22 protein-coding genes are annotated in these 23,128 nt (G+C 58.0%); 12 read left to right on the forward strand and 10 right to left on the reverse strand.

Translation table 11 applies throughout. The features are described 5' to 3' along the window. Window positions 1-87: 87 nt before the first annotated feature. Together rph and AKL27_RS27625 are read right to left on the reverse strand one after the other, a co-directional pair. Window positions 88-822 carry a ribonuclease PH gene (rph, locus tag AKL27_RS07410; RefSeq protein ID WP_050462170.1) on the reverse strand — a complete coding sequence of 245 codons (735 nt, stop codon included), beginning with the start codon at window positions 820-822 and terminating at the stop codon, window positions 88-90. Continuing rightward, window positions 819-1,100: a hypothetical protein gene (locus tag AKL27_RS27625; RefSeq protein ID WP_157056837.1), complete on the reverse strand. Its 282-nt coding sequence runs from the start codon at window positions 1,098-1,100 to the stop codon at window positions 819-821. The genes rph and AKL27_RS27625 overlap by 4 nt, the downstream gene beginning before the upstream one ends. Before the next feature lie 113 nt (window positions 1,101-1,213). Here AKL27_RS27625 and AKL27_RS07415 point away from each other — a divergent pair, with 113 nt between their 5' ends. The 4 genes from AKL27_RS07415 to AKL27_RS07430 all read left to right on the forward strand — a co-directional run bounded on the left by AKL27_RS07415 (window position 1,214) and on the right by AKL27_RS07430 (window position 5,370). Continuing rightward, a complete protein-coding gene (locus AKL27_RS07415; protein ID WP_050462298.1) occupies window positions 1,214-2,107 on the forward strand; it encodes a YicC/YloC family endoribonuclease in 894 nt (297 codons plus the stop codon). A gap of 40 nt (window positions 2,108-2,147) precedes the next feature. Then, window positions 2,148-2,789: a guanylate kinase gene (gmk, locus tag AKL27_RS07420; protein WP_050462171.1), complete on the forward strand. Its 642-nt coding sequence runs from the start codon at window positions 2,148-2,150 to the stop codon at window positions 2,787-2,789. An 80-nt stretch (window positions 2,790-2,869) separates the two neighbouring features. Next, entirely contained in the window at window positions 2,870-3,073 is a 204-nt protein-coding gene (rpoZ, locus tag AKL27_RS07425; RefSeq protein ID WP_050462172.1) for a DNA-directed RNA polymerase subunit omega, read from the forward strand. A 35-nt stretch (window positions 3,074-3,108) separates the two neighbouring features. Next, window positions 3,109-5,370 carry a RelA/SpoT family protein gene (locus AKL27_RS07430; protein ID WP_050462173.1) on the forward strand — a complete coding sequence of 754 codons (2,262 nt, stop codon included), beginning with the start codon at window positions 3,109-3,111 and terminating at the stop codon, window positions 5,368-5,370. A 17-nt stretch (window positions 5,371-5,387) separates the two neighbouring features. Here the strand turns inward: AKL27_RS07430 and AKL27_RS07435 are convergent, their stop codons facing one another. Beyond that, the gene (locus tag AKL27_RS07435) at window positions 5,388-6,305 is read right to left on the reverse strand and encodes a LysR family transcriptional regulator (RefSeq protein WP_050462299.1); all 918 of its coding nucleotides are present in this window, start codon (window positions 6,303-6,305) and stop codon (window positions 5,388-5,390) included. A 131-nt stretch (window positions 6,306-6,436) separates the two neighbouring features. On the opposite strand from AKL27_RS07435, the gene AKL27_RS07440 reads away from it, so the two are divergent. Continuing rightward, window positions 6,437-7,045, forward strand: coding sequence for an FMN-dependent NADH-azoreductase (locus AKL27_RS07440; protein ID WP_050462174.1), 609 nt, complete (start codon window positions 6,437-6,439; stop codon window positions 7,043-7,045). A gap of 65 nt (window positions 7,046-7,110) precedes the next feature. Here AKL27_RS07440 and AKL27_RS07445 read toward each other — a convergent pair whose 3' ends face one another. Together AKL27_RS07445 and greB are read right to left on the reverse strand one after the other, a co-directional pair. Then, window positions 7,111-8,454, reverse strand: coding sequence for a DUF3422 family protein (locus AKL27_RS07445; protein WP_050462175.1), 1,344 nt, complete (start codon window positions 8,452-8,454; stop codon window positions 7,111-7,113). Between the two features lie 154 nt (window positions 8,455-8,608). Beyond that, window positions 8,609-9,166 carry a transcription elongation factor GreB gene (gene greB / locus AKL27_RS07450; protein WP_050462176.1) on the reverse strand — a complete coding sequence of 186 codons (558 nt, stop codon included), beginning with the start codon at window positions 9,164-9,166 and terminating at the stop codon, window positions 8,609-8,611. A 285-nt stretch (window positions 9,167-9,451) separates the two neighbouring features. Between greB and AKL27_RS07455 the strand changes: the two genes are divergently transcribed. Next, window positions 9,452-10,351 (forward strand): hypothetical protein, encoded by a 900-nt coding sequence (locus tag AKL27_RS07455; protein WP_050462177.1) that lies wholly within the window; start codon window positions 9,452-9,454, stop codon window positions 10,349-10,351. 81 nt (window positions 10,352-10,432) lie between these two features. Further along, window positions 10,433-11,041 carry a hypothetical protein gene (locus AKL27_RS07460; protein ID WP_050462178.1) on the forward strand — a complete coding sequence of 203 codons (609 nt, stop codon included), beginning with the start codon at window positions 10,433-10,435 and terminating at the stop codon, window positions 11,039-11,041. A gap of 35 nt (window positions 11,042-11,076) precedes the next feature. Here the strand turns inward: AKL27_RS07460 and AKL27_RS07465 are convergent, their stop codons facing one another. The 4 genes from AKL27_RS07465 to AKL27_RS07480 all read right to left on the reverse strand — a co-directional run bounded on the left by AKL27_RS07465 (window position 11,077) and on the right by AKL27_RS07480 (window position 15,734). Next, window positions 11,077-12,387: an EAL and HDOD domain-containing protein gene (locus AKL27_RS07465; protein WP_050462179.1), complete on the reverse strand. Its 1,311-nt coding sequence runs from the start codon at window positions 12,385-12,387 to the stop codon at window positions 11,077-11,079. Window positions 12,388-12,547: 160 nt separating this feature from the next. After that, window positions 12,548-13,435 (reverse strand): 23S rRNA (adenine(2030)-N(6))-methyltransferase RlmJ, encoded by an 888-nt coding sequence (locus AKL27_RS07470; protein ID WP_050462180.1) that lies wholly within the window; start codon window positions 13,433-13,435, stop codon window positions 12,548-12,550. A 194-nt stretch (window positions 13,436-13,629) separates the two neighbouring features. Next, entirely contained in the window at window positions 13,630-15,369 is a 1,740-nt protein-coding gene (locus AKL27_RS07475) for a ClcB-like voltage-gated chloride channel protein (RefSeq protein WP_050462181.1), read from the reverse strand. Between the two features lie 8 nt (window positions 15,370-15,377). Next, window positions 15,378-15,734: a winged helix-turn-helix domain-containing protein gene (locus AKL27_RS07480; RefSeq protein ID WP_050462182.1), complete on the reverse strand. Its 357-nt coding sequence runs from the start codon at window positions 15,732-15,734 to the stop codon at window positions 15,378-15,380. 111 nt (window positions 15,735-15,845) lie between these two features. Between AKL27_RS07480 and modA the strand changes: the two genes are divergently transcribed. The 3 genes from modA to AKL27_RS07495 all read left to right on the forward strand — a co-directional run bounded on the left by modA (window position 15,846) and on the right by AKL27_RS07495 (window position 18,067). Then, window positions 15,846-16,613, forward strand: a complete 768-nt coding sequence (gene modA / locus AKL27_RS07485) for a molybdate ABC transporter substrate-binding protein (protein ID WP_050462183.1) — start codon at window positions 15,846-15,848, stop codon at window positions 16,611-16,613. A gap of 103 nt (window positions 16,614-16,716) precedes the next feature. After that, window positions 16,717-17,391 (forward strand): molybdate ABC transporter permease subunit, encoded by a 675-nt coding sequence (gene modB / locus AKL27_RS07490; protein WP_050462300.1) that lies wholly within the window; start codon window positions 16,717-16,719, stop codon window positions 17,389-17,391. 4 nt (window positions 17,392-17,395) lie between these two features. Continuing rightward, the gene (locus AKL27_RS07495; protein ID WP_050462184.1) at window positions 17,396-18,067 is read left to right on the forward strand and encodes a sulfate/molybdate ABC transporter ATP-binding protein; all 672 of its coding nucleotides are present in this window, start codon (window positions 17,396-17,398) and stop codon (window positions 18,065-18,067) included. Window positions 18,068-18,239: 172 nt separating this feature from the next. On the opposite strand, the gene aceA is transcribed toward AKL27_RS07495, so the two are convergent. Further along, on the reverse strand, window positions 18,240-19,553 hold the full coding sequence (gene aceA, locus AKL27_RS07500) for an isocitrate lyase (RefSeq protein ID WP_050462185.1): 1,314 nt from the start codon (window positions 19,551-19,553) through the stop codon (window positions 18,240-18,242). A gap of 486 nt (window positions 19,554-20,039) precedes the next feature. Here aceA and AKL27_RS07505 point away from each other — a divergent pair, with 486 nt between their 5' ends. Both AKL27_RS07505 and AKL27_RS07510 read left to right on the forward strand, forming a co-directional pair. Then, window positions 20,040-20,570, forward strand: coding sequence for a PaaI family thioesterase (locus AKL27_RS07505; RefSeq protein WP_050462186.1), 531 nt, complete (start codon window positions 20,040-20,042; stop codon window positions 20,568-20,570). Between the two features lie 181 nt (window positions 20,571-20,751). Next, on the forward strand, window positions 20,752-22,962 hold the full coding sequence (locus AKL27_RS07510; protein ID WP_050462301.1) for an FUSC family membrane protein: 2,211 nt from the start codon (window positions 20,752-20,754) through the stop codon (window positions 22,960-22,962). Window positions 22,963-23,128 lie beyond the last annotated feature (166 nt).

Consider the following 23,128-nt stretch of genomic DNA (forward strand, 5'->3'; position numbering starts at 1 on the left):
TCACGCGCTCAACGCAATAAGCCCTGCCGGCATGTCGCCGGCAGGGCTTTGCTGAATCCAGACCGAATTGTAAAGCGAATCAGCCGATCAGGCTGGCAGGCCCAATGCCTGTTTTTGCAAGACCAGCAATTCGCCGATGCCCTGCTGGGCAATGTCGAGCAAGCCGTCGAGGGTGGCGCGATCAAACGCGGCGCCTTCGGCGGTACCCTGCACTTCGACGAAATGGCCGGCATCGGTCATGACCACGTTCATGTCGGTATCGCAATCCGAATCTTCCGGATAATCCAGATCCAGCACCGGCATGCCGCGATACACACCGACCGAAATGGCGGCGACGAAATGCTTGACCGGAATCGCCGCAATCTGCTGCCGTCCCAGCAACACCGAAAACGCATCATAGGCGGCAACCATGGCGCCGGTAATGGCCGCGGTACGCGTACCGCCGTCCGCTTGCAGCACATCGCAATCGAGATGCAAGGTGCGTTCGCCGAAACCCTGCAAGTCGAACGCGGCGCGCAAGGCACGGCCGATCAGGCGCTGAATTTCCTGGGTACGGCCGGATTGCTTGCCCTTGGCGGCTTCGCGATCCATCCGGGTATGGGTAGAACGCGGCAACATGCCATATTCGGCAGTCAGCCAACCTTGCCCCTTGCCCTTCAGAAAGCCGGGCACCTTGTCTTCGATGCTGGCGGTGCACAGCACCCGGGTATCGCCGAACTCGACCAATACCGAACCCTCGGCATGCCGGGTGTAATGACGCGTCAGCCGGACCGGCCGCAAATCAGAGGGGGCGCGTCCGCTGGGACGTTGTACTGTGGTCATGAGTGCTTTCTGTTTGAATGAATGATGAAAGGTGATGAAAAGCCAATGCGGACAGAAACGACAGGCAGGCAGCGGGTAACCGGCAAACAGGCCGTGCCGGCCTGCGCCATGATGACAAGATCACGACCAAGTTGACAGCAAGCGCGCGGCAAATCCACAGGTTTTGATAGCGCGCGGCCGGCAATCTTCTTTACAATGAGTGCTGGCGATCTGTCGGCACCGTGTTTTTTACCGGCATTGTGTTGATAAACTGCCTGTTTGTAAAGGCTGGACGGCAACTGCCGGCATCCGCAACAGGCGCAGCGCACCCCATACATTCCGACCGGCTCGCCGGTCGCGCGTATTCATCACAGTCTGCCACTCCGGAGAATTGAATTTGAGCATTTACAGCATGACAGGCTATGCCGTCACCACCCGTGACACCGCTGCCGGCACCATTACCGTAGAACTGAAGAGCGTCAACTCGCGCTTTCTGGATCTGCAATTCCGCATCAACGACGACCTGCGGGCGGTTGAACCGGCGTTGCGCGAAGCCATCATCGCCCGTCTGGTGCGCGGCAAGGTCGAATGCCGCCTGAGTTTCGGGCGCAAGGCCGCCACCGGCTCCAGTCAGGCGCTCAATGCCGTGCTGCTGGCCTCACTGGCCAATTTCCAGCAACAAGTGCGGCAACAGTTTCCCGAGGCCGCTGCCCTGTCGGTAAGCGAATTGCTGCGCTGGCCGGGCGTGATCGAAGAAGCCGAACTGGGCCAGGACACGCTGCAGGCCGATGTCATGGATACCATGCAACAAACCCTGAGTGCCTTTATCGACAGCCGCGCCCGCGAAGGCGCAGCGCTGCAGGCGGTATTACTGAGCCGGGTCGATGCCATGGAAGAAATCGTCCAGCGCATCACGCCGCTGGTGCCGCAACTGGTGGCTCAGTTTCAGCAAAAAGCCACCGAACGCATGCAGGAAGCACTGGGACTGGCCGCGCCCGGCAACACGCCGACCGCGCTGCCGCGTGAAGAAGCACTGGAGCGCATTCGTCAGGAAGTCACGCTATATGGCATCCGTATCGATATCGCCGAAGAATTGGCTCGCTTGTCAGCCCACCTGAGCGAAACCCGGCATATCCTGAAAAAAGGCGGCCAGGTCGGCAAACGTCTCGATTTCATGATGCAGGAACTCAACCGCGAAGCCAATACCGTCGGTTCCAAGGCGGCCATGAAAGAACTGGCAGATGCTTCGATGGCGCTCAAGCTGCTGATCGATCAGATGCGCGAACAGGTACAGAACCTGGAATAACCGCCCGCCAACCCCTCAACGACTTCTACGCGAGAATCTCATGTCCGCCAAACACTCAACTTCCGGCAGCCTGTTCATGGTCGTGGCCCCGTCCGGTGCCGGCAAATCGACGCTGGTCAACGCCCTGCTCGGCCAGGAGCCGGCCATCAAGCTGTCCATTTCGTACACTACCCGGCCACCGCGTCCAGGCGAAGAACACGGCAAGCAATACTATTTTACCTCTCCCGAAGATTTCCTCAAGCGCCAGGCCGAAGGTGAATTTCTGGAATGGGCCGAAGTGCATGGCAATTATTACGGCACTTCGCGCCTGATGATCGCCGACCAGATCGGCAGCGGCACCGATGTCTTGCTGGAAATCGACTGGCAAGGCGCGCAGCAGGTGCGCAAGCAGTTTCCCAACGCCATCGGCATCTTCATTCTGCCGCCATCCATTGCCGCACTGGAAGAACGCCTGAAGAAACGCGGCCAGGATGAACCGCATGTGATCACGCGCCGGATTCTGGCTGCAGGCGGCGAAATCGCCCACTCTCCGGAGTTCGAATATGTTATTATCAACCACGAATTTGCGGAGGCGCTGTCGGAAATGACCGCCATCGTCAAAGCCGCCCGCTGCCGCTTTCCGCAGCAGGCAGCCCGCAACACTTTCTTGTTCAATCAACTCGGTATTCACGCCAGCGTCTGAGCCCGCATCACAGGGGATTCAGAAAGTAGTCGCCGCTGACATCGTATCGAGTCAGGACATCACGCATTTCAGGAGTAATTATGGCCCGTATCACCATCGAAGATTGTCTCAAGCAAATCCCAAATCGTTTTCAGTTGACCCTGTCGGCAACTTATCGCGCACGTCAGTTGCTGCAAGGCCATACACCGAAAGTGGACGCCAAGGACAAGCCAACCGTGATCGCCCTGCGTGAAATCGCAGCCGGCAAGGTCGGTATCGAGATGCTGAAAAAAGTGCCCGCCTGATTAGCTCCTGTCCATGCCGCTGATATCTGCCACGTATGAGCCTGACACCGACGGATTCAACCCCATCAGCGACGCCAAGTAACAACCGAGCGACATCCGTTCGCTCGTCTTCCAAACCCGATGCAGCACAACCGGCTTTGCACAGCGGGGTAGCGACGTTTACCCATCTGACGCACAAGCTGGAAGAATATCTCACGCCTTCCGAACTGAAGAAGGTCAAGGAAGCTTATCGCTTCTCGGATGAGATGCATCTGGGGCAGATGCGCAAGTCGGGCGAGCCGTATATCTCGCATCCGCTGGCGGTCGCCGAAATCTGTGCCGACTGGAAACTTGATGCCCAGGCCATGATGGCGGCGCTGCTGCATGACGTCATGGAAGATCAGGGCGTCAAGAAGGAAGAACTGATCGAGCGCTTCGGCGCACCGGTCGCGGCACTGGTCGATGGCTTGTCAAAGCTTGACAAGATCGAATTTCAGAGCCAGATCGAAGCGCAGGCGGAAAACTTCCGCAAGATGCTGCTGGCGATGGCGCGCGATGTGCGCGTGATTCTGATCAAACTGGCCGACCGTCTGCACAACATGCGCACGCTGGGCTCGATGCCGCCGGAAAAGAAACGCCGCATTGCCCGCGAAACGATGGAAGTCTATGTCCCGATCGCGCATCGGCTCGGACTCAACAACATCTATCGCGAACTGCAGGAACTGTCGTTCTCGCATCTCTATCCGCTGCGCCACAAGACCTTGCTCAAGGCGGTCAAGGCCGCGCGCGGCAACCGCCGCGAAGTAGTCACCAAGATTCTGGAGTCCGTTACCAGCACATTGATTGCCGCCGGCATTCCGGCTCAGGTCGACGGCCGCGAAAAGACCCTGTACGGGATTTATCGCAAGATGCGCAACAAGCATCTGTCATTTTCCCAGGTGCTCGATGTCTACGGTTTCCGCGTGGTGGTCGACAGCTTTGCCAATTGCTATGTCGCGCTCGGCACCCTGCACTCGCTGTTCAAGCCGATGCCCGGCAAGTTCAAGGATTACATTTCGATCCCCAAGCTGAACGGCTACCAATCGCTGCACACGACATTGATCGGCCCCTACGGCACCCCGGTCGAATTTCAGATCCGTACCCACGACATGCACCGCGTCGCCGAATCCGGCGTCGCCGCGCACTGGCTGTACAAGGATGACGAAGGCAATCTGACCGACCTGCAGCAACGCACGCATGCCTGGCTGCAATCGCTGCTCGATATTCAGAAACAGACCGGCGACTCGGCCGAATTCCTGGAGCACGTCAAGGTCGACCTGTTCCCCGATTCGGTCTATGTGTTCACGCCGAAATCGAAGATCATCGCCCTGCCGCGCGGCGCCACGGCGCTCGACTTCGCCTACAACATTCATACCGATATCGGCGATCAGACCACTTCCGTGGTGATCAACCATGAACACGCGCCGTTGCGCACCGAGCTGCACAATGGCGATATCGTGGAAATCATTACCTCGCCGTCGTCACGTCCGAGCCCCAACTGGCTCAGTTACGTGCGTACCGGCAAGGCCCGCTCGGCGATCCGTCACCGGCTGCGTACGGTCAATCTGGCCGAATCGCAGGCGCTCGGCAAACGTTTGCTGACCAATGCCCTGACCGCACTGGGCGTGGATGCCGATTTGCCGACCGCCGTGGTGGAACGGTTGCTGAACGAATCCAGCGCCAAAACCCTTGACGAGTTGTACGCCGACATCGGCATCGGCACCCGTATGGCGCCGCTGGTCGCGCGACACATCATCGGCCTGCAGGAAAATGGCAGCAATGCCTTGCCGCTGCTCGATATCGAAGGTCATGTGGTGCCCGGCAAACCCGATCCGGTGGTCATCAACGGCAACGAAGGTTCGGCAGTGCAACTGGCGCAATGCTGTCAGCCGATTCCGGGCGACCGCTTGTGCGGACAGCTCAAGCATGATCAGGCGCTGATCGTCCATACCGAAGATTGCGAGACCGCCAAGCGCAATCGCGAAAAAGAACCGGAACGCTGGATCGAAGTGATCTGGGGCAACGAAATCAACCGGCGCTTCGAATGCCGCATCACGATTCTGGCGCACAACGAAAAAGGTACGCTGGCGCGGATCGCTGCCGAAATCGGCGAAGCCGATGCGAATATCGTCACCGTCAGCATGGACGACGAAGGCGACCGCACCATGAAGCACCTGCGCTTTACCATTCTGGTCGACGGCCGCGTCCATCTGGCCCGCACCATGCGCGGCATCCGCAGTGTCGACAGCGTTACCCGCATTTTGCGCGAACGGAACTGACAGCTGCCGCCTGAACTTCAGGGGCGGCGATGCGCCGGATTGCTGCAGGCACCGGCTTCCACCTTGGTTGCGACAAAATCGATCAGCGCACTGACTGCCAGCGGCAACTGGCGGCGATGCGGATACACGGCGTACATGCCACTGACATCGCTGCGATACTCCGGCAACACCATCACCAGCGTGCCATTGCGCAAATCTTCCGCCGCCACCAGCATCGGCAGAAATGCCACGCCCAATCCGGCGCGGGCAGCGCGCAGCAAACCGTGCGCGGTATCAATGCAAAGCCGCGGCGCAACCCGCACGCTCTCCGCACCGTTCGCCCCCTCCAGCCGCCACAGCGTATGTGCTGCGGCAGTCGAACTGGCCAGACACGAATGTGACGCCAATTCGGCCAAGGTTTGTGGCGTGCCACAGCGTTCCAGATACGCCGGACTGGCCAGCAAACCACGATGACTGTCGGTCAGTTTGCGCGCCACCAGACTGGAATCTGGCAATTGCCCGGCGCGAAACGCCAGATCAATCCCTTCCGCAATCAAGTCCACCGTGTTGTCGCTGAGCAGAAATTCCAGTTGCACCTTGGGATAGCGCTGCATGAATTCGCAGATCCACTCCATCGAAAAATTATCAAAAAAATCAGCCGGCGCCGCCACCCGCAACATGCCCACCGCCTCGCGGCTGATATCGGTCAGATTGGCACCGGCCTGCACGATATCTTCAATACCCGGCGCACAGCGCTCGAAGAATTCGCGGCCCGGCGCCGTCAGACTCAGTTGTCGGGTTGAGCGGTGCAACAGCCGCACGCCCAATTGCTCTTCCAGCATTTGCAAACGCCGGCTGACAGTATTCGACGGGATGTTCAAACGCCGCCCGGCAGCAGCGAAACTGCCTGCGCGGACCACGTGCACAAACACGGCAACGTCATTAAGGTCAATCATCATTACACCCATAAATGGATTAGTTAAATCACATTCTCCCATCTATTCAATGTATTGAACACTGCTTATGATGGCTTCAAGGTCTTCCGGACCAAGCACATCATCTCAACCAGTTTCTCTCAAGGAATATCATGTCGACTCTTTTGCATATCGATTCCAGCGCCCGCTACAGCAACTCCATTTCACGTCAGCTGACAGCAGCTGCAGTTGCCCAATGGCAATCAAAGAACGCCGGCGGTAAAGTCATCCGCCGCGATCTGGCTGAAAACACCCTGCCGCACATCAACGAAGCCCTGCTCGGCGCCTTCTTCACACCGACCGAAAACCGCTCGCCGGAACAGCAAACCGCGATTGCCACATCGGAACAACTGGTGGAAGAATTGTTTGCTGCCGATACCATTGTGATCGGCGTGCCAATGTACAACTTCGCGCCGCCATCGACCCTGAAAACCTGGATCGACCACGTATTGCGCGCCGGTCGCACCTTCCGCTACGGCGAGCAGGGTCCGGTCGGTCTGGTGACCGGCAAGCGCGCCATCGTGATCCTGTCACGCGGCGGCGTTTATTCTGAAGGTCCGGCGCAAAGCATGGACTTCCAGGGCGCTTATATCAAGAGCGTGTTGGGCTTCATCGGCATCACCGATGTCGAACTGGTGATCGCTGAAGGCGTATCAATGGGCGAAGAAAAAACCAAAGAAGCCATCGCCCACGCACAAGAAAAAATCACCGCCCAAGTCTGAAGACCGGTGCAAGGATCAGTGGCAGTACACTGATCAGTCTGAGCGTGTCGCATCCACTGCCGCGCTCAGACCAGGTGATGCATGCTCTTGTGCAGCCGCCGCAATCCCAGCCACACACCGGCAGCAAACAGTGGCACTGCAATGCCGGTAGCGATATCGGGATTGATCGGCCAGCCGGCGACCTTGGCCGCCTTGCCGGCATAGTTGAACAGCCCCACCATGTAGTAGGAAATGGCTGCCACCGACAAACCCTCGACTGCCTGTTGCAGGCGCAGTTGCTGAGCAGCGCGGGCATTCATCGACTCCAGAATCTTGCTGTTTTGCTGTTCCTGCAGAATCCCGACCCGGGTCCGCAACAGATCATTGGTATGCGCCACCCGTTCGGCCAGCGCCTGCTGCCGCTGCGCTACCGAGGCGCAGGTATTCATGGCCGGCGCCAGGCGGCGATCCATGAATTCGCCGATGGTCGGCACGCCTTCGATGCGCGTCTCGCGCAACTCTTCGATACGCGCCTGCACCAACCTGAAATACGCTTGCGATGCCGAAAAACGATAACTGTTTTCGAGCGACATTTTCTCGATGCGCGCCGCCAGTCCGGTAATCTTGCGCAAGATCAGTTGGTCTGCGACATGCTCATCCACCTGAGCGCCATCAGGCTGGTCACTGTCGACCATGGCCGCCGTCAGTGTCACCAGATCACCTTCAATCTGATTCAGCGTCTGCACCGCCTGCTGCGCATGCGGCAAGCCCAGCAGCGCCATCATGCGGTAGGTTTCGATTTCGAGAATACGCTGCACCAGACGACCGCCCTGCATGTCGCGCAGATCGACATCACGCACCACAAAGCGACTGAAGCCGTCGGACTGGATCAGAAAGTCGGTCCAGATTTCTCCGCCCTGCAATACCTTGCTGGACGCCATCAGCTTGCCTTCGAAGATGCGCTGCATGTCTTGCTCCAGCGCCTCGGAAGCAGGCTCACCCTGCTCCAGCACCACATGCGCCGCCACCATCAGACGCCCTTGCAGACGCAGCAGCCATTGCTGCGGCAGATGGCGCAATGGCACTTCAGCAAAGGCCTGCGGCACCGGGCATGGTTGCGCGTGATGTTGGGCGAAGGTATAGGTGGCGAACTCGGTGTGACACTCCCATTTGAGACGGAAGCGGCCAAAGTCGAAATAGAAATGGCGGGCATCGACGCCCGGCGCCGGCACCCCGAAATGCGTGCACAACTCCACCAGCAATTCATGCTGTACCGTGGCATGCCGGTTGGCGTTGCCATCCTCGCGCAGAAATACGGCCAGATGCGTCAGGCTTTCGGGCGCATGGAGTTGCAGGAACGGCCGGGAATGGACTTCAGCGGCCAGCGCGACACGCTGCGGATGATTGAGACTGGCATACACGAACGACATTGATCACCTTTATCAAATACGAATTTCTGGTTAACGGTCCTGCCTGCCAGCGACGCCTGCGGTCATCACCGCGATCACGCCGGGAGCACTGGCCACCGTTTTATTAATGACGTCTGCAGCACATTTCATGCCTGCCGTCTGCAGCCGGATCCGGTTACGCCGAAGGCGCCGGATAAGTCACTTCGAGAAGCGTCAGATGCTCGACCCCGGCCGGCGTCTGCAAACTGATTTCGTCACCTTCGCGCGCCTTGGTCAAGGCGCGCGCCACCGGTGATATCCAGCTGATCTTGCCATTCAGCGGATCAAGTTCATCAATGCCGACAATGGTGACCGTCTGTGAGACCCCATGCTGGTTTTCATAGGTAACGGTCGCGCCAAAGAAAACCTGATCGCTGCCGTGATGCACGGTCGGATCAACCACTTCGGCCAGATCCAGACGCTTGGTCAGGAAACGGATACGACGATCAATTTCGCGCAAACGACGCTTGCCGTAGATGTAATCGCCATTCTCGGAACGGTCGCCATTCGAGGCTGCCCACGACACGATGCGCACCACTTCCGGCCGCGCCACATCAATCAATTGCAGCAACTCGTTCTTGATGCGCTCATAGCCAGCGGGGGTAATGTAATTCTTGGCGCCGGCCGGCATCGCCGGCAAGGCCAGTTCGTCATCGTCGTCGCCATCCGGCTCTTTTACAAATGCTTTATTCATCAGAACCTGTCAGTCATTGATTGTGAATGCGAACGCGGTTGCAGGCATTACATGCCTGGGCGCAGCGTAGCGTCGCAGTAGCGCTGCGGCAACCAGTTGCAACAACGGCATGGATGCCGGCGGCCCGTTTCCGAAGGGTTCAAACCAAAATTTGCGCGCCAGCACAGATTTTGGTTTGAACGCATCATCACAAGTTGATTGCTGACAGGCCCTGCACGATTGTAGCGGTATGTTAAAGTTCACGAGGCTGCAATTCACAGAATTTATCCACTTTCTTCCGACCTCATGGCTTCCACCACTTCTTCCCCCCACTATCGCATCGGCCTCGCTGCCAACCGCGCCCATCAGGATGCACCCAACTCGGCACTGGTGCAGTTGTTGCGCGGTGCGCAACAACACATTGAAGCGTTGCAGCCGGAACTGGTAGTCGTGGGCCGCACGCTCGACGCCATCGATCAGCTTGGCCTGCTGCCGGACTATCCGCACCTGGAGCGTTTTCCATACGGTCGCCAGGGTGGCCTGATGAAGCTGGTGTCGCGGGTGGTTGACAGCGATCCGGCGCGCACGCTCGATGCCATCATTTATCTGATCGATCCGGTCGATCCGTCGTCGACGTTTCCGGAAGCGGTTGCCCTCAAACGCCAATGCGTCATTCACGGCAAACCGTTTTTGTCGACGCTGGCCGGTGCCCGCGAATGGTTCGAACTGGAAGCGGTGGCCGCCGGTGCTGCACCGGATCGGTGCCTCGACAACCGCTTTGACCTGAGCCAGGAGGGCATCGCCCTGATCGCCCATGATTCGATGAAGCCGCGCATGCTGGCCTTGGCAGAACGTCATTTTGAAGTACTCGACAGCTTTGCCTTTCGCTGCGCCACCGGCACCACCGGCGGCTTGCTGAATGCACTGGCACAAAAAATCAAAGGCGTCGAGGCCGGCCGCAACTGGGTCAAGCCCTTTCTCAGCGGACCGATGGGCGGCGACGCCCAGATCGCCGAACTGATTCTCGATCATCAATGCCGGCGGGTCTTGTTCCTGGAAGATCCGCATGTGGCGCGTCAGCACGAAGCCGACATCCAGTTGCTGGAACGCGCGGCCCGTACCGTCACCGATTACGCTTCCTGCATGAGCGATGAAAAATGGGGCGACCGCTGGCTGACCCAACTCAACGCCCGTCGCCGGGCATGACGGGGCCGGCGCTGCAGACAACTCTTGTTTTTGCGGGGTCTGCCCAACATGTAGCGGCTCTGCTGCCAACCTCTGAAACCATTGCCTAACGACACCAGCCCCGGCCACGAACCCAGAAACAAGCTCAAACGATTGTTGCTGACGCCGCTCATCTATACCGCCGCGATTCTGCTGGTGCTCGAAGAGTGGCTGTGGAACACCTCCAAACGGTTGCTGGCATGTCTGCCGCAAGTCGCCATCATTGTCAGATTGGAACAATGGATTGCCAGTCTGTCACCTTATGCAGCACTGGCAATCTTTGCATTGCCGACAATACTCTTGCTGCCAGTCAAGATTCTGGCCCTGCTGTCCATTGCCCACGGCCATCCGACGCTCGGTTTGCTGATCGTGCTTTCTGCCAAGGTGGCTGGAACGGCGCTGGTGGCGCGTTTGTATGGATTGACCAAGAATGCGCTGCTGTCGCTGGCTTGGTTTGCGCGCTGGCAGGAGGCGGTATTGGCCTTCAAGGACCGCATGATTGCCCAATTGCGCGCAACCGCCGCCTGGCAACAGATCACTGCGGTACTGGCCACGCTCAGACAGCGCAGCCGGGAATCATGGGCCGCGTTCAAGGCGCGTCATGCCAATGGCCGGCTCGGAAGAGTGATCAGGAAATTTGCCGCCAGACAGCGTGATCGCTGGCGTCAGTAGGAACAGGGTCAGGCGGCAAGCGCCCGCAGGATCGCTTAATCCTGATCCTTGCCGTCTTGCGACTGGTGTCCCATGTTGGAAGAGATATTGTTGCCCCACTCGAACGCATCGCGCTCCAGTGCGAAGAAATCATCGGCTGACAACCGCAGATTGGTCAGCAACTCGCTGAGGTCGCTGCCGGCATTTTCGGTGCGTTCGGTGAACTCCACCAGTTGCAGGATTTCGCCGTAAAAGCCGGTGCGATACAACAAGGCATCGCGAATTTCCGCACTCACGGTAATCTGCTTGACCACGGTATCCATGCTCATGCCGAACAAGGCATCGATCAGCGACATGATGCCGACCGTGAAGGCGATTTCCGACATCTTGCGCCGGCCCGGACGAATCTTCTCGGTAATAAGTTCCAGCATCTTGCCGCGCGTGGCAGCCAGAATCAGCAGCGGCGACAAGGTATGGGCACGCGCCGGCTCGGTATTGGCAAACAGCAGAATCTGCAACCAGCGCTTGAGCTGACGACGTCCCAGCACGATCAGCGCCTGCCCCAGCGAATCGATGTACTTCATGAAGCCATACACGGGGGTGTTGACCAAGCGCAGCAAGGTCAGACTCAGGGCGACGTCGCGCTTGATATAGCGCACGATTTCGCCGTTATCGACATTGCGCACCAGCAACGTCAGGATGTGCATGATGACGATTTTTGATGCTTCCAGCTTCTTGCCCTGCAGCACTACCGGCTTGGCAAAATAGTAACCCTGGAAATAATCGAAGCCGAACGTCACGCAGTCCTTGAATTGCGCCACCGTTTCGACTTTCTCGGCCAGCAGCATTTTCTGCGCACGCTTGAAATGCACGCTCAGCTTCAGCAACTTGCTGGGATCCAGCTCCATGACATCGATCTTGATGATCTTGACCAGCGGCAGCAACTGTTCGATATCGGCCGACTCGGCAATCACATCATCGAGGGCAAACGTGTACCCGGCCTTGACCAGTTCGGTCACGCGCTTGACCAGCTCGGGCGTGACCCGCACCGTTTCCAGAATTTCCAGGATGACCTTGTCGGCCGGCAAGAAATGGATGAAATCACTCATCAGCACCGTGGCATCAACATTGATGAAGCCGAGGAAATTGCCGATGACGTTATTGAGACCGAGTTCCGACGCGTGCGCTATCACCGCCGCAGTGGCGGACACATCGTCGCTCACATTGGCGGGGCCAACGGCGGCGCTGCGAAACAGCAGCTCGTAGCCAATCAGTTCCTGATCACGGTTCAGAATCGGTTGCCGTGCCAGAAAAAAATCGTGGGCGTGCTGCTCAGGGATGGCGAGGTCAGAAGACAAGTCAGTCATGATTTCTAGTTTTAATTACCCCAACATCAGCGTCGGCAAAAATTGATTGACAGCAACAACCGCTATTTTATGCCGCGAGGCCTTGCCATTACCAAAAAAACTTTGATGCAGACACCTGTGATGTTGTGAGTTGCGCTTGCTCTTTCCTGATTCGGACATCTTATGCTTCGCCCGTTTCCAGCGTGAAACCCGCCCCGCTGTCACGACCGAGAACCTCGACCAGATACGGCATCATGTTGCGCAATGTCGCTTCCAGCGTCCATGGCGGATTGAGCACGAACATGCCGCTGCTGTGCAAACCAAAACCGTCGGGCGAAGGCGAACTGATCGACAACGTGACATTGAGCCAGCTTTTGGCGCCGAGGCGCTTGAGCTTCTCGGGCATTTGTCTGGATTCCATGCGTTGCAGCACAGGATACCAGACCGCATAAGTGCCGGTCGGAAAACGTAACAACGCATCCTGCAGTGTTTCCTTGACGCGCTGATAATCGCGCTTGTCTTCATAAGGCGGGTCAATCAGCACCAGCGCCCGGCGTGATGGCGGCGGCAGCAATGCCTTGAGCGCCAGGAATCCGTCACCGCGCTCAATCATGATGCGCTTGCCGCGCGTAGTGTGACGCACGCCCTGCGCGGCAGCATGCGCTTCCAGTTTATTGAAATTCTCTGCCAGGATCTTGGCTTCGCTGGAATGCAATTCAAACAGGCGCAGGCGATCCTGCTCCCGCATCACATGAAATGCACAGTAAGGCGAGCCGGGGTAATAACGCATCTTGCCGCTCGGATTGAGATCCTTGACCAGCTTGACGTAATCAGCCAGCGGTTCCGGCAAATCCTTGCGGTCCCACAGCGGGCCGATTCCCGTTTCGTACTCCGCGTTCTTGCTGGCAAAACTGCCATCAAGTGCGTAGACACCAGCGCCGGCATGGGTATCGATCACCATGCAAGGAGTGTCCTTCTGGCCGAGATAGCGCAACAATTGAATCGTCACCGTGTGTTTCAACACATCGGCGTGATTGCCAGCATGAAAGGCATGGCGATAACTCAGCATAAGGTAATTCTGTTCTGTTGTTCGTTTAGCAGCACGCGCAAAAAAATGTCTGTTTTAACCAGTTTTTGCAAAGAATTTCGCATTCTAACAAGGATGTCATCTGAATAGACAGCCTCGGCCCCGTTTGTTACAAACCGATCAATATTTATTTGCTCGCATTTGGCGCCGGTTGCCGGCCGCCGATTGCGGCAAATTTAACCAGTACCGGCGCGATCCAGCCGGAAATACGCATCCAGCAAGGACGTCTTGTAAACCACTCCCAGCAGACGCGGATCGTCGAGGCTGGCGATCACCGGCAGCCGTTCGCCCTGATGATCGAGAAACACTTGCAAGGCCTCGCCCAGCGACATGTCCGGCGTTACTTCGTGCAAGAAGTGGGCGCGCAGATAATCCCCAGCCTGCTTGCCATCCGTACTCTGCCTGTCCACCAGCGACGAGGTCAGGTCCTGCAACGCCACGACACCCAGATAACGATTCTCATCGTCCGTGATGTAAATGTACTTGACCGGATATTTCAAAAACATCCTGGTGATCTCGGCAAACGGCGCCGTCACCGGCAACACCGTCTCCGCCGGCTTGATCAGTTCGCTCATCTGCGTACCGCGCAGACGCACCCGTTCAGCCGCATCGCGATGGCGTTTGAGCGTGATGTCATACATCGACTTGCCATTCAGGCTACGCGCCACGACATACGCCACCACACACGACAGCATCAACGGCAACACCACCTGATAACTGAGCGTCATCTCGAAAATCATCAGGATCGCCATCAGCGGCGCACTGGTGGCGGCGGCCAGAAATGCTCCCATGCCCACCATGGCATAGGCGAACGGCGCCGAGATCGCGTGCGGCAAGACGGTATGCGCGACATCGCCGAACAAGAATCCGATGGCGGCGCCGACAAACAGGGTCGGGGTAAATATGCCGCCCACGGCACCGGAACCGGTGGTCAATGCCGTCGCCACAATCTTGAACGTCAAGACCAGCAACACGGTTGACCACAACCAGTCGGTATGCAGCAATGAATTCACCACGCTGTAGCCATTGCCCCAGACTTCCGGCACCTGCACCGACAACAACCCGACCAGCAAACCACCCAGCCCGAGTCGCACCGGTAACGGCAACGCGGTTTTCTGAAACTGCCGCTTGCTGAAGTCCAGCAGGCGCAAAAACTGCGGCGCGAGAAAGCCGGCCAGAATACCGAGCAGGACGAACAGCGCTATTTCCATACCGGCAACTTCCGGAAAATACGGCATTTCGTAGGCAGGCTTGTAGCCCGGCAATTCACGCATGGTGATGTTGGCCACCACCGAGGCCACCACTACCGGCCCGAAACTTTCCATCACCAGTGCGCCCAGCACGATTTCAGTAACAAAGAAAGCGCCGGCAATCGGCGCGTTATACGCCGAGGTGATGCCGGCGGCGGCACCGCAGGCAACCAGCAGCCGCAAGCGCGAAGCAGGAAAATGAATCAGGCGCCCGGCCAGTGAGGCGCACAAGGCCGATAGCTGCACCATCGAACCTTCGCGGCCAATCGAGCCGCCGGAAGCAATCGTGGCCAGCGAGGATATGCTGCGCAACAACGTCTGCCGCACCGGAATGCGACCATCACCGATTGCTACCGCTTCCATATAGTCAGAGGTGGCACCGGCAGGAACGCGTTTGGCCCACACCAGAAATCCGCCCGCCACAATACCGCCGCAGGTCGGCAACAGCACCCGCATCTGCCACGACAATCCTTTGGCGATTTCGACAAAACTGCCGCTGTGACCGGTCAGCAGAATTTGCAAACCGCTGATGCATTCCCGAAAGACAATCGTCGCCAGCGCCCCCAGAAAGCCGATGACCGCCGCCCATACCAGCATCGACTGGCTTTCCGACAGGTGCAGCAGCGTTTGCAGCCGCGTGCGGTATTTAAGCAGCGTGGCGCGCATCACGAGCGTCAGTTGGAGGTGACGACGATCAGCGACTGCAGAAAAGCCATATCATCGGCCACCGCTTTTTCAGCATTGATTTGCATGCGCCGGTAACGCTCGATCACCGTATGCGCCAGCTCGGTAATGCGTGCCCCGCCGCCTCTGGCGCCGCCGGTAGCGGTCTCGACCAATGGTTGCGCGAAGCTGCTGTTCATTTCTTGCACCAATATCCAGGCGCGCCGGTAAGACATATCCATATCGCGCGCGGCCGCAGAGATCGAGCCGGAGCGCTCAATCCCCAGCAACAGGTCAACCTTGCCCGGCCCGAAGGCAATCGTGTCGCCATGCATCACGCGCAAGCGAAGCGTTTTGGAATTCATCATGCGGCAGATTGTATAACGAAGCAGGCGGTTGACGATCGTTATGTCCTTGCGTATATTTCGACTGAATTTCCCTCTTTACTTTGCTGTTCACTTACAAGGAAGCCCATTCTTATGCCCTTCGCGCCCAACAAACTGAAATCACTGACAGCCGCTGCCCTTTTGTCGCTGCTGACGTTGTCGACGGCGCAAGCGGCTGAACTGGTGGTTTCAGCCGCTGCCAGTCTGACCAATGCATTCAAGGAACTGAGCCAGTCGTTCGAACAGCAACATCCTGGCACCAAGGTGGTCACCAATTTCGGCGCTTCCGACATCCTGATGCAGCAAATCGTGCGCGGTGCGCCGGTGGATGTGTTTGCTTCCGCCGATCAGACCGCGATGGACAAGGCGCTCACCGAAAAGGCCGTGAATCCGGCCACGCGCAAGAATTTCGCCGCCAACCAGATCGTGCTGATCGTACCGATCGACAGCAAGCTGCCGCTGACCACGTTGAAAGACCTGACTCAGCCTGCAGTGAAAAAGGTCGCCTACGGCAATCCGGCATCGGTGCCGTTTGGTCGCTATACCAAAACTGCATTGGAACAGGCCGGCTTGTGGGATGCCGTCTCGGCCAAGGGCGTGCTGGCGCAAAACGTGCGTCAGAGTCTGGACTATGTTGCGCGCGGTGAAGTCGAAGCCGGCTTTGTCTTTGCCACCGACGCCGCAGTCATGCCTGACAAGGTCAAGGTCGCCATCCGCATTCCATCCGATACGCCTGCCACCTACCCGATTGCTGTGACTGCCAGCACCACGCAAAGCGAACTGGCAAATCAGTTCATCGCCTATGTGTTGTCGCCGGCCGGTCAAAATGTACTGGCGCGCTACGGCTTCCTCAAACCTTAAGCTGCAGACCCTGCTAATCTGACGCCTGTCGCAAGCATTGCCCGTGGCCATCGCGCCTGCCGGGCAATGTTTGCATTTCAACGACTACCATACCGCCATCCTTATGAGTTCAGTCTGGACGCCGCTGTTGCTTTCGCTCAAAGTTGCCGGTTGGGCCACCGCGCTCAATCTGGTGCTGGGCGTCGCCGTGGCTTACGGCCTGTCGCGCTGGCGTTCGCCGCTGAGCGAGCTGATTGATTCGATTCTGACGCTGCCGCTGGTACTGCCGCCGACCGTGCTGGGTTACTACCTGCTGGTACTGCTCGGAAAACGCGGCACCTTTGGCGCCTGGCTGCACGACATGGGCATCGAACTGGTATTCACCTGGCAAGGCGCGGTGATCGCCTCCACCCTGGTGGCGTTTCCGCTGGTACTGAAATCGGCCCGCGCTGCATTTGAAAACGTCGACAGCCAGTTCGAGAACGCGGCACGCGTACTCGGCACCTCGGAAGCCGGCGTATTCTTCCGCGTCAGCTTGCCGCTGGCATCCAAGGGAATTATCGCCGGCGTGCTGCTGGCATTTGCGCGCGCACTCGGCGAGTTCGGCGCCACGCTGATGATCGCCGGCAATCTGCCGGGCCGCACCCAGACCTTGTCGGTCGCCATTTACGAAGCGGTACAAGCAGGCGACGACGGCAGCGCCACCACACTGGTCATCATCACCTCGGTCACCTGCGTGGCCGTGCTGCTGATCGCCAACCGCCTGGTGCCTGGCAAATCCCGCCGCATGGAGATTTGACACCATGAGCGTAGACATCCACATCAACAAACGCTTGCGCGCCAATGACCGCGTGTTCGATCTCGAGATCGCATTTTCTTCCGCCAGTGACCGCATCGTCTTGTTTGGTCCGTCGGGTGCCGGCAAGAGTCTGACCCTCAAAGCGGTTGCCGGTCTGATGCATCCCGATCAAGGCCGCATCCGTCTCAACCAGCGCACCTTGTTCGATGCCGCGCAACAGATCGACATCCGGACCCAGGAGCGCAACGTCGCTTACCTGTTTCAGGATTACGCGCTGTTTCCGCACCTGACGGTCGCGCAAAATATTGCCTTCGGCCTGCAACGCGGCTGCTTCAACTTGCGCCGTCCGGCGACCCATCCGGCAGTCAAAAAATGGCTGGCAACGTTCGAGCTGAACGCCATCGCCAACAGTTATCCGGGACAGATTTCCGGCGGTCAGCGGCAACGCACGGCACTGGCCCGGGCGCTGGTGCCGGAACCCGACATCCTGTTGCTGGACGAGCCGTTTGCGGCGCTGGATTTGTCACTGCGCGCCCATATGCGACGCGAACTGAGCGAGCTGCAACAACGGCTGCACGTGCCGATGCTGATCATCACCCACGATCCGGCCGATGTCGACGCGCTCGGCGAAGCGGTATTCGAAGTCCGCGACGGCCGCATTTACACACCGGCCTGAACAAAAAAAAGCCGCACCCTTGTGAGGTGCGGCTCAAACTGCACACAGCGCGCGAGTACGACGGAGTTACCGCCGCGCCCGGCACTTACATCTACTACCAACATCTGCTACTTGCTGCCGGCCGTTCCCGCTACGGCAAGAACCACCGGCCAAGTCAAACAACACCGCTGATTCAGGCCACCTTCTTGTCGGCGTTGCCGTCAAAGAATTGCTCATCTTCAGTCGAGCCATGCAATGCCGTGGTCGACGACTGACCTTGCTGAATCGCCTGGGTCACGGCATCGAAGTAACCGGTACCGACTTCACGTTGGTGCTTGACTGCGGTGAAGCCCTTGTCGGCTGCTGCGAATTCGGCTTCCTGCAATTCCACGAAAGCCGACATGTTGTTACGGGCATAGCCATGCGCCAGATTGAACATCGAGTAGTTCAGCGCATGGAAACCGGCCAGTGTGATGAACTGGAACTTGTAACCCATGGCGCCCAGTTCACGCTGGAACTTGGCAATCGTTGCATCGTCCAGATTCTTCTTCCAGTTGAACGATGGCGAGCAGTTGTAGGCCAGCAGTTTGCCCGGGAACCTGGCGTGAATCGCATCCGCGAATTTCTTGGCAAATGCCAGATCCGGTTTACCGGTTTCACACCACACCATGTCGGCAAATTCCGCATAGGCCAGACCACGCGAAATCGCCTGATCCAGACCTGGACGGGTCTTGAAGAAGCCTTCGACAGTACGCTCACCGGTCAGGAATGGCTTGTCATTGTCATCCACATCGGAGGTCAGCAAATCGGCGGCTTCGGCATCGGTACGGGCAATCACCAAGGTACGGGTACCGGAAACGTCGGCCGCCAGACGTGCCGCATTGAGCTTTTCAACGGCTTCACGGGTTGGCACCAACACTTTGCCGCCCATGTGACCGCATTTCTTCACCGATGCCAGCTGATCTTCGAAGTGCACGCCCGCAGCGCCGGCGTCGATCATCGACTTCATCAGTTCATAGGCATTCAACACACCACCAAAGCCGGCTTCGGCATCGGCCACGATTGGCGCGAAAAAGTCGATATCGTTTTTGCCTTCCGACCATTGGATCTGGTCAGCGCGCTGGAATGTATTGTTGATGCGCTTGACCACCATCGGCACCGAATTGGCCGGATACAGCGATTGGTCAGGGTACATTTCACCGGCCAGATTGGCATCGCCGGCAACTTGCCAGCCGGACAGGTAAATTGCTTTCAGGCCGGCCTTGACTTGTTGCATCGCCTGATTACCGGTCAGCGCGCCGAGCGTATTGACGAACGGTTCCGTGTTGAGCAAGTGCCACAATTTGTCGGCACCGCGCTTGGCCAAGGTGTGTTCGACTTGCAGCGAGCCGCGCAGACGTACTACGTCATCCGCCTTATAGTTGCGTTGAACGCCCTTCCAGCGTGGATTTTCGGCCCAGTCTTTGGCCAATGCCTGGATTTGTTGTTCGCGTGTCGGTGTCGTCATGCTCAAGCTCCTTAGGTGAAGTGAAAAAGTAGAACAAAGATCAAATTCAATGACTTCATCTTAGGCTTCTCTGTGCAGAGCAACAATGTCTTATATAAGACATATAAATAAATTTTATTTGTTTATTTTCAAATACTTAAACATTGAATTTCGCGATGCAGAACGACATCTCTGAAAATGAAATGAATCCATGCTGCCACGCAACCGCACTTTTCACAATGCGAAATAAGAATTTCGTATTGTGAAAAATACTGTCAATAGGTCAAGTTTCCGTTCCCTGTCATCAGCTTGATGATTTTTGGTAGTGTGGCAATACTGCAGAAAAAGCCACGGACTGCATATGGCGCAGAATTGCATCGGTAGCGCTGCATCGCAGAACGGATTGTCTGCCAAGCAAAACACCGCGCTTGAAGGCATAATCCGAACAGTCTTTCATAACAATAGTGACGCACCCGCACGGGTACACCAGATAATAAGGATGCAAACATGAGTAACAAAGCAGAAGTCTTGATGCAGTGGCAAACGCGTGAAGCCGAGGTACGCGCCAAACTGGCGCCGCCCGGCATAGCGACAATGGAGCAACTCAAGTCTTGCAGCGGCATGGCGTTTTTGCAGCGCATCTGGGACGGCGAGTTGCCATCGGTCCCGATTGGCGAAACGCTGGACTTCGTGCCGGTCGAAGGCGAACCGGGACGCATCGTATTTCAGGGTACGCCGGGTCCCAAACACTACAACCCGCTGGGCAGCGTGCATGGCGGTTACTTCTGCACCCTGCTCGATTCCGCTGTTGGCTGTGCGGTGCACTCCATGTTGCCGCAAGGTGTCGGCTATACCACGCTGGAACTGAAGGTCAATCTGATTCGGGCGCTGACTGCCAAGACCGGTCCGGTACGCGCCGAGGGCAAGGTGATTCAGGTTGGCAGCCAGGTCGGAATTGCCGAAGGCCGCATCGTTGACGCCGATGGCAAACTCTACGCGCACGCCACCACCACCTGCCTGATCTTCAAGCTGCCCTGATGCCGCGCATGCCGGCGCGGCAATTGACCAGCGCGCCGGCCGTCGCTCACAGTACGACAGTTCAGCACGAGCAAATCAATGCCGCATCACCCGCTTGGTGCACAGCGGTTGTTTAATTGGCAAAGAAGGCACAGAATGGCAGCTACTGAAATTTAGCGGCGCGCCGACGTCGATTGCCTTCATGCATTACGCCCTGGATATCCGTACCTTCCTCTTCAGTCATTATTTCAATACCGGTCTGCGCATCGCCACCGGAGTCGTCGGCATCACCATGCTGGTGTTCAATCTGGCCGACATGCAAACCACCATGACGGTATTTCTGGGCGCGCTCTGCACCAGCCTGATGGATTTGCCCAGCCCGCTGCGCCACAAATTCAATGAAATGCTGGCCGGGGTACTGCTGTGCACGCTGGTGATGCTGGTCATCAGCCTGTGCGCGCCGGTGCCGTGGCTGGTCAGCGTGATGATGGTACTGGTCAGTTTTTTCGCCAGCATGATGGTGGTGTATGGCAAAAAGACCTTGCCGCTGCAATTCGCCGCGCTGATGGTAATGACGCTGGCGATGGAAAACAATGTGCCGTTCGAAGCGGCCTTCCTGCACAGCGGCTTCTTCCTCGCCGGCGGCATGGGTTACCTCACCTATTCCATGATCGTGTCGTGGTTCCTCCGGCGCCGCATCAAGCAACAGATTCTGGCCGAAGCCCTGTTCGAACTGGCGCGCTATCTGCGCATCAAGGCCGACTTCTACGATGTGCGCAGCGAACTCGGCACCCAGTTCACCAAACTGGTCCGGCAGCAGATCGTGCTGGCCGACAAGCAGCAGGCGGCACGCGACCTGATCCTGCGGGATCTGCATACCAAGCAGGATGGCTTGCTGGTGCAGGTGCACCTGAGCATGCTCGAACTGTACGAACAAATTCTTTCGACCCACGCCGATTACGCCCTGCTGCGCAGCCATTTCGGCAGCAGCGATGTCATGATCTTCCTGCGCGATCTGGCCAACAAGACCGCCGAAGATATTGAATCGATTGCCTACGCCATTACCCGCAAGCGCGGCTCGGTGCCCTCGGTCAATTACAAGGCGGAACTGCGCGCGATCCAGTACGAGTTGCAGCAATTGCAGCAGGACAGCCTGGCCGGGCAGATTCCGGATGAAGCCATTACCGTGTTGCGCGTGACCTACAACAAGATTCGCGACATCATCGAACTGATTGCGCAATTGCACCTGGCCACGCAAAAGCCGGTTGACCCGATTCCGCTACTGCCCGGCTCCGACATGACGCCGTTCCTGACCCAGCAAAAATACAAGGCCAGCCTGCTGATTGCCAATCTGCGCTGGCAGTCGCCGATTTTCCGCTTCGCCATCCGTGTCGCGCTGGCCGTCTCGACCGGTCTGTGGATTGCCAACAGCCTGCCCTACGGCGCCCACGGCTACTGGATCGTGCTGACCATCGTCATCATTCTCAAACCCAATTTCAGCACCACCAAACAACGCCTCAGCGATCGTCTGATCGGCACCATCGTCGGCTGTCTGCTGACCGCCTTCATCTTGCGCTTCGTGCACGACCCGATGGGCTTGCTGGCGGTGTTGTTCGTGGCCAGCGTGGCAGCGCCGGCTTTTACTTACATCAAGTACCGCTACACCGCGATTGCCGCTTCGGTGCAAATCCTGATGTTGCTCAATCTGCTGGTGCCGGCCGGTCATCAGGGCATGGTCGGCGAACGCCTGATCGATACCGTGATCGGCGTCGCCATCGCCACTGCCTTCAGCTATGTGCTGCCAAGCTGGGAATACCGCGACCTGCCACGGCTGCTGAAAAATGTATTGCAGGCCAGCCTGCGCTACATCACCGCCAGCCGCGACATGCTGGAAGGCAAAGTACGCGACGATTTCTTTTACCGGGTCTGCCGCAAAGGTTTCATGGACAGCCTGTCGGCACTGATTTCAGCTCAGGTGCGCATGATGGATGAACCGATCAGCAAGCAGCGCGCGGTGCGCGAAATCAATCGCTTCGTGGTGCAAAACTATCTGGTGGCGGCCCACATCGCCGCCTTGCGCATCATGTTGCGGCGGCATGCCGAAGGCTTGCCGCGCGGACCGGTCAATACCCTGATCGAAAATGCCTACACCGACGCCAACAGCAAATTGCTGCAGGCGCAGGAAAAACTTGATTTCCACGGCAGCAGTGACAACGACACCATGGCCGATCATATTGCCGCGGCGGTCGCGGCAGCGGCCGAGCCGCCGTTCGCATTGGAATCCGACCAACCGGAAACCACCGAATGGTCGGGCTGGCATACGCTGCAACGCCGCGCGGCAATGCTCAACAACGATTTGCAAGAAATCGTCAACCAAACCGACACGATCAGCCGCATCCTGCGGCAACCCTGAATCGCCAGCTCTGGGCGGCGCATTCCTGCCGCCGCCCCGCCCGCCTGAAAAGCCGATATGGACATGCGCGTGTTTCATCCGGGCCGTGCGCATGGCATGGCGTCGCCTGTCTGCGGTGACGCCGGTCGGCCCCCTCACCCCGGGCTTCCCTCGAAAGGAAAATCTG

Origin of the sequence: Herbaspirillum autotrophicum (genome assembly GCF_001189915.1) — a bacterium.
In the GTDB taxonomy this organism is placed as follows: Bacteria; Pseudomonadota; Gammaproteobacteria; order Burkholderiales; family Burkholderiaceae_D; genus Herbaspirillum; species Herbaspirillum autotrophicum.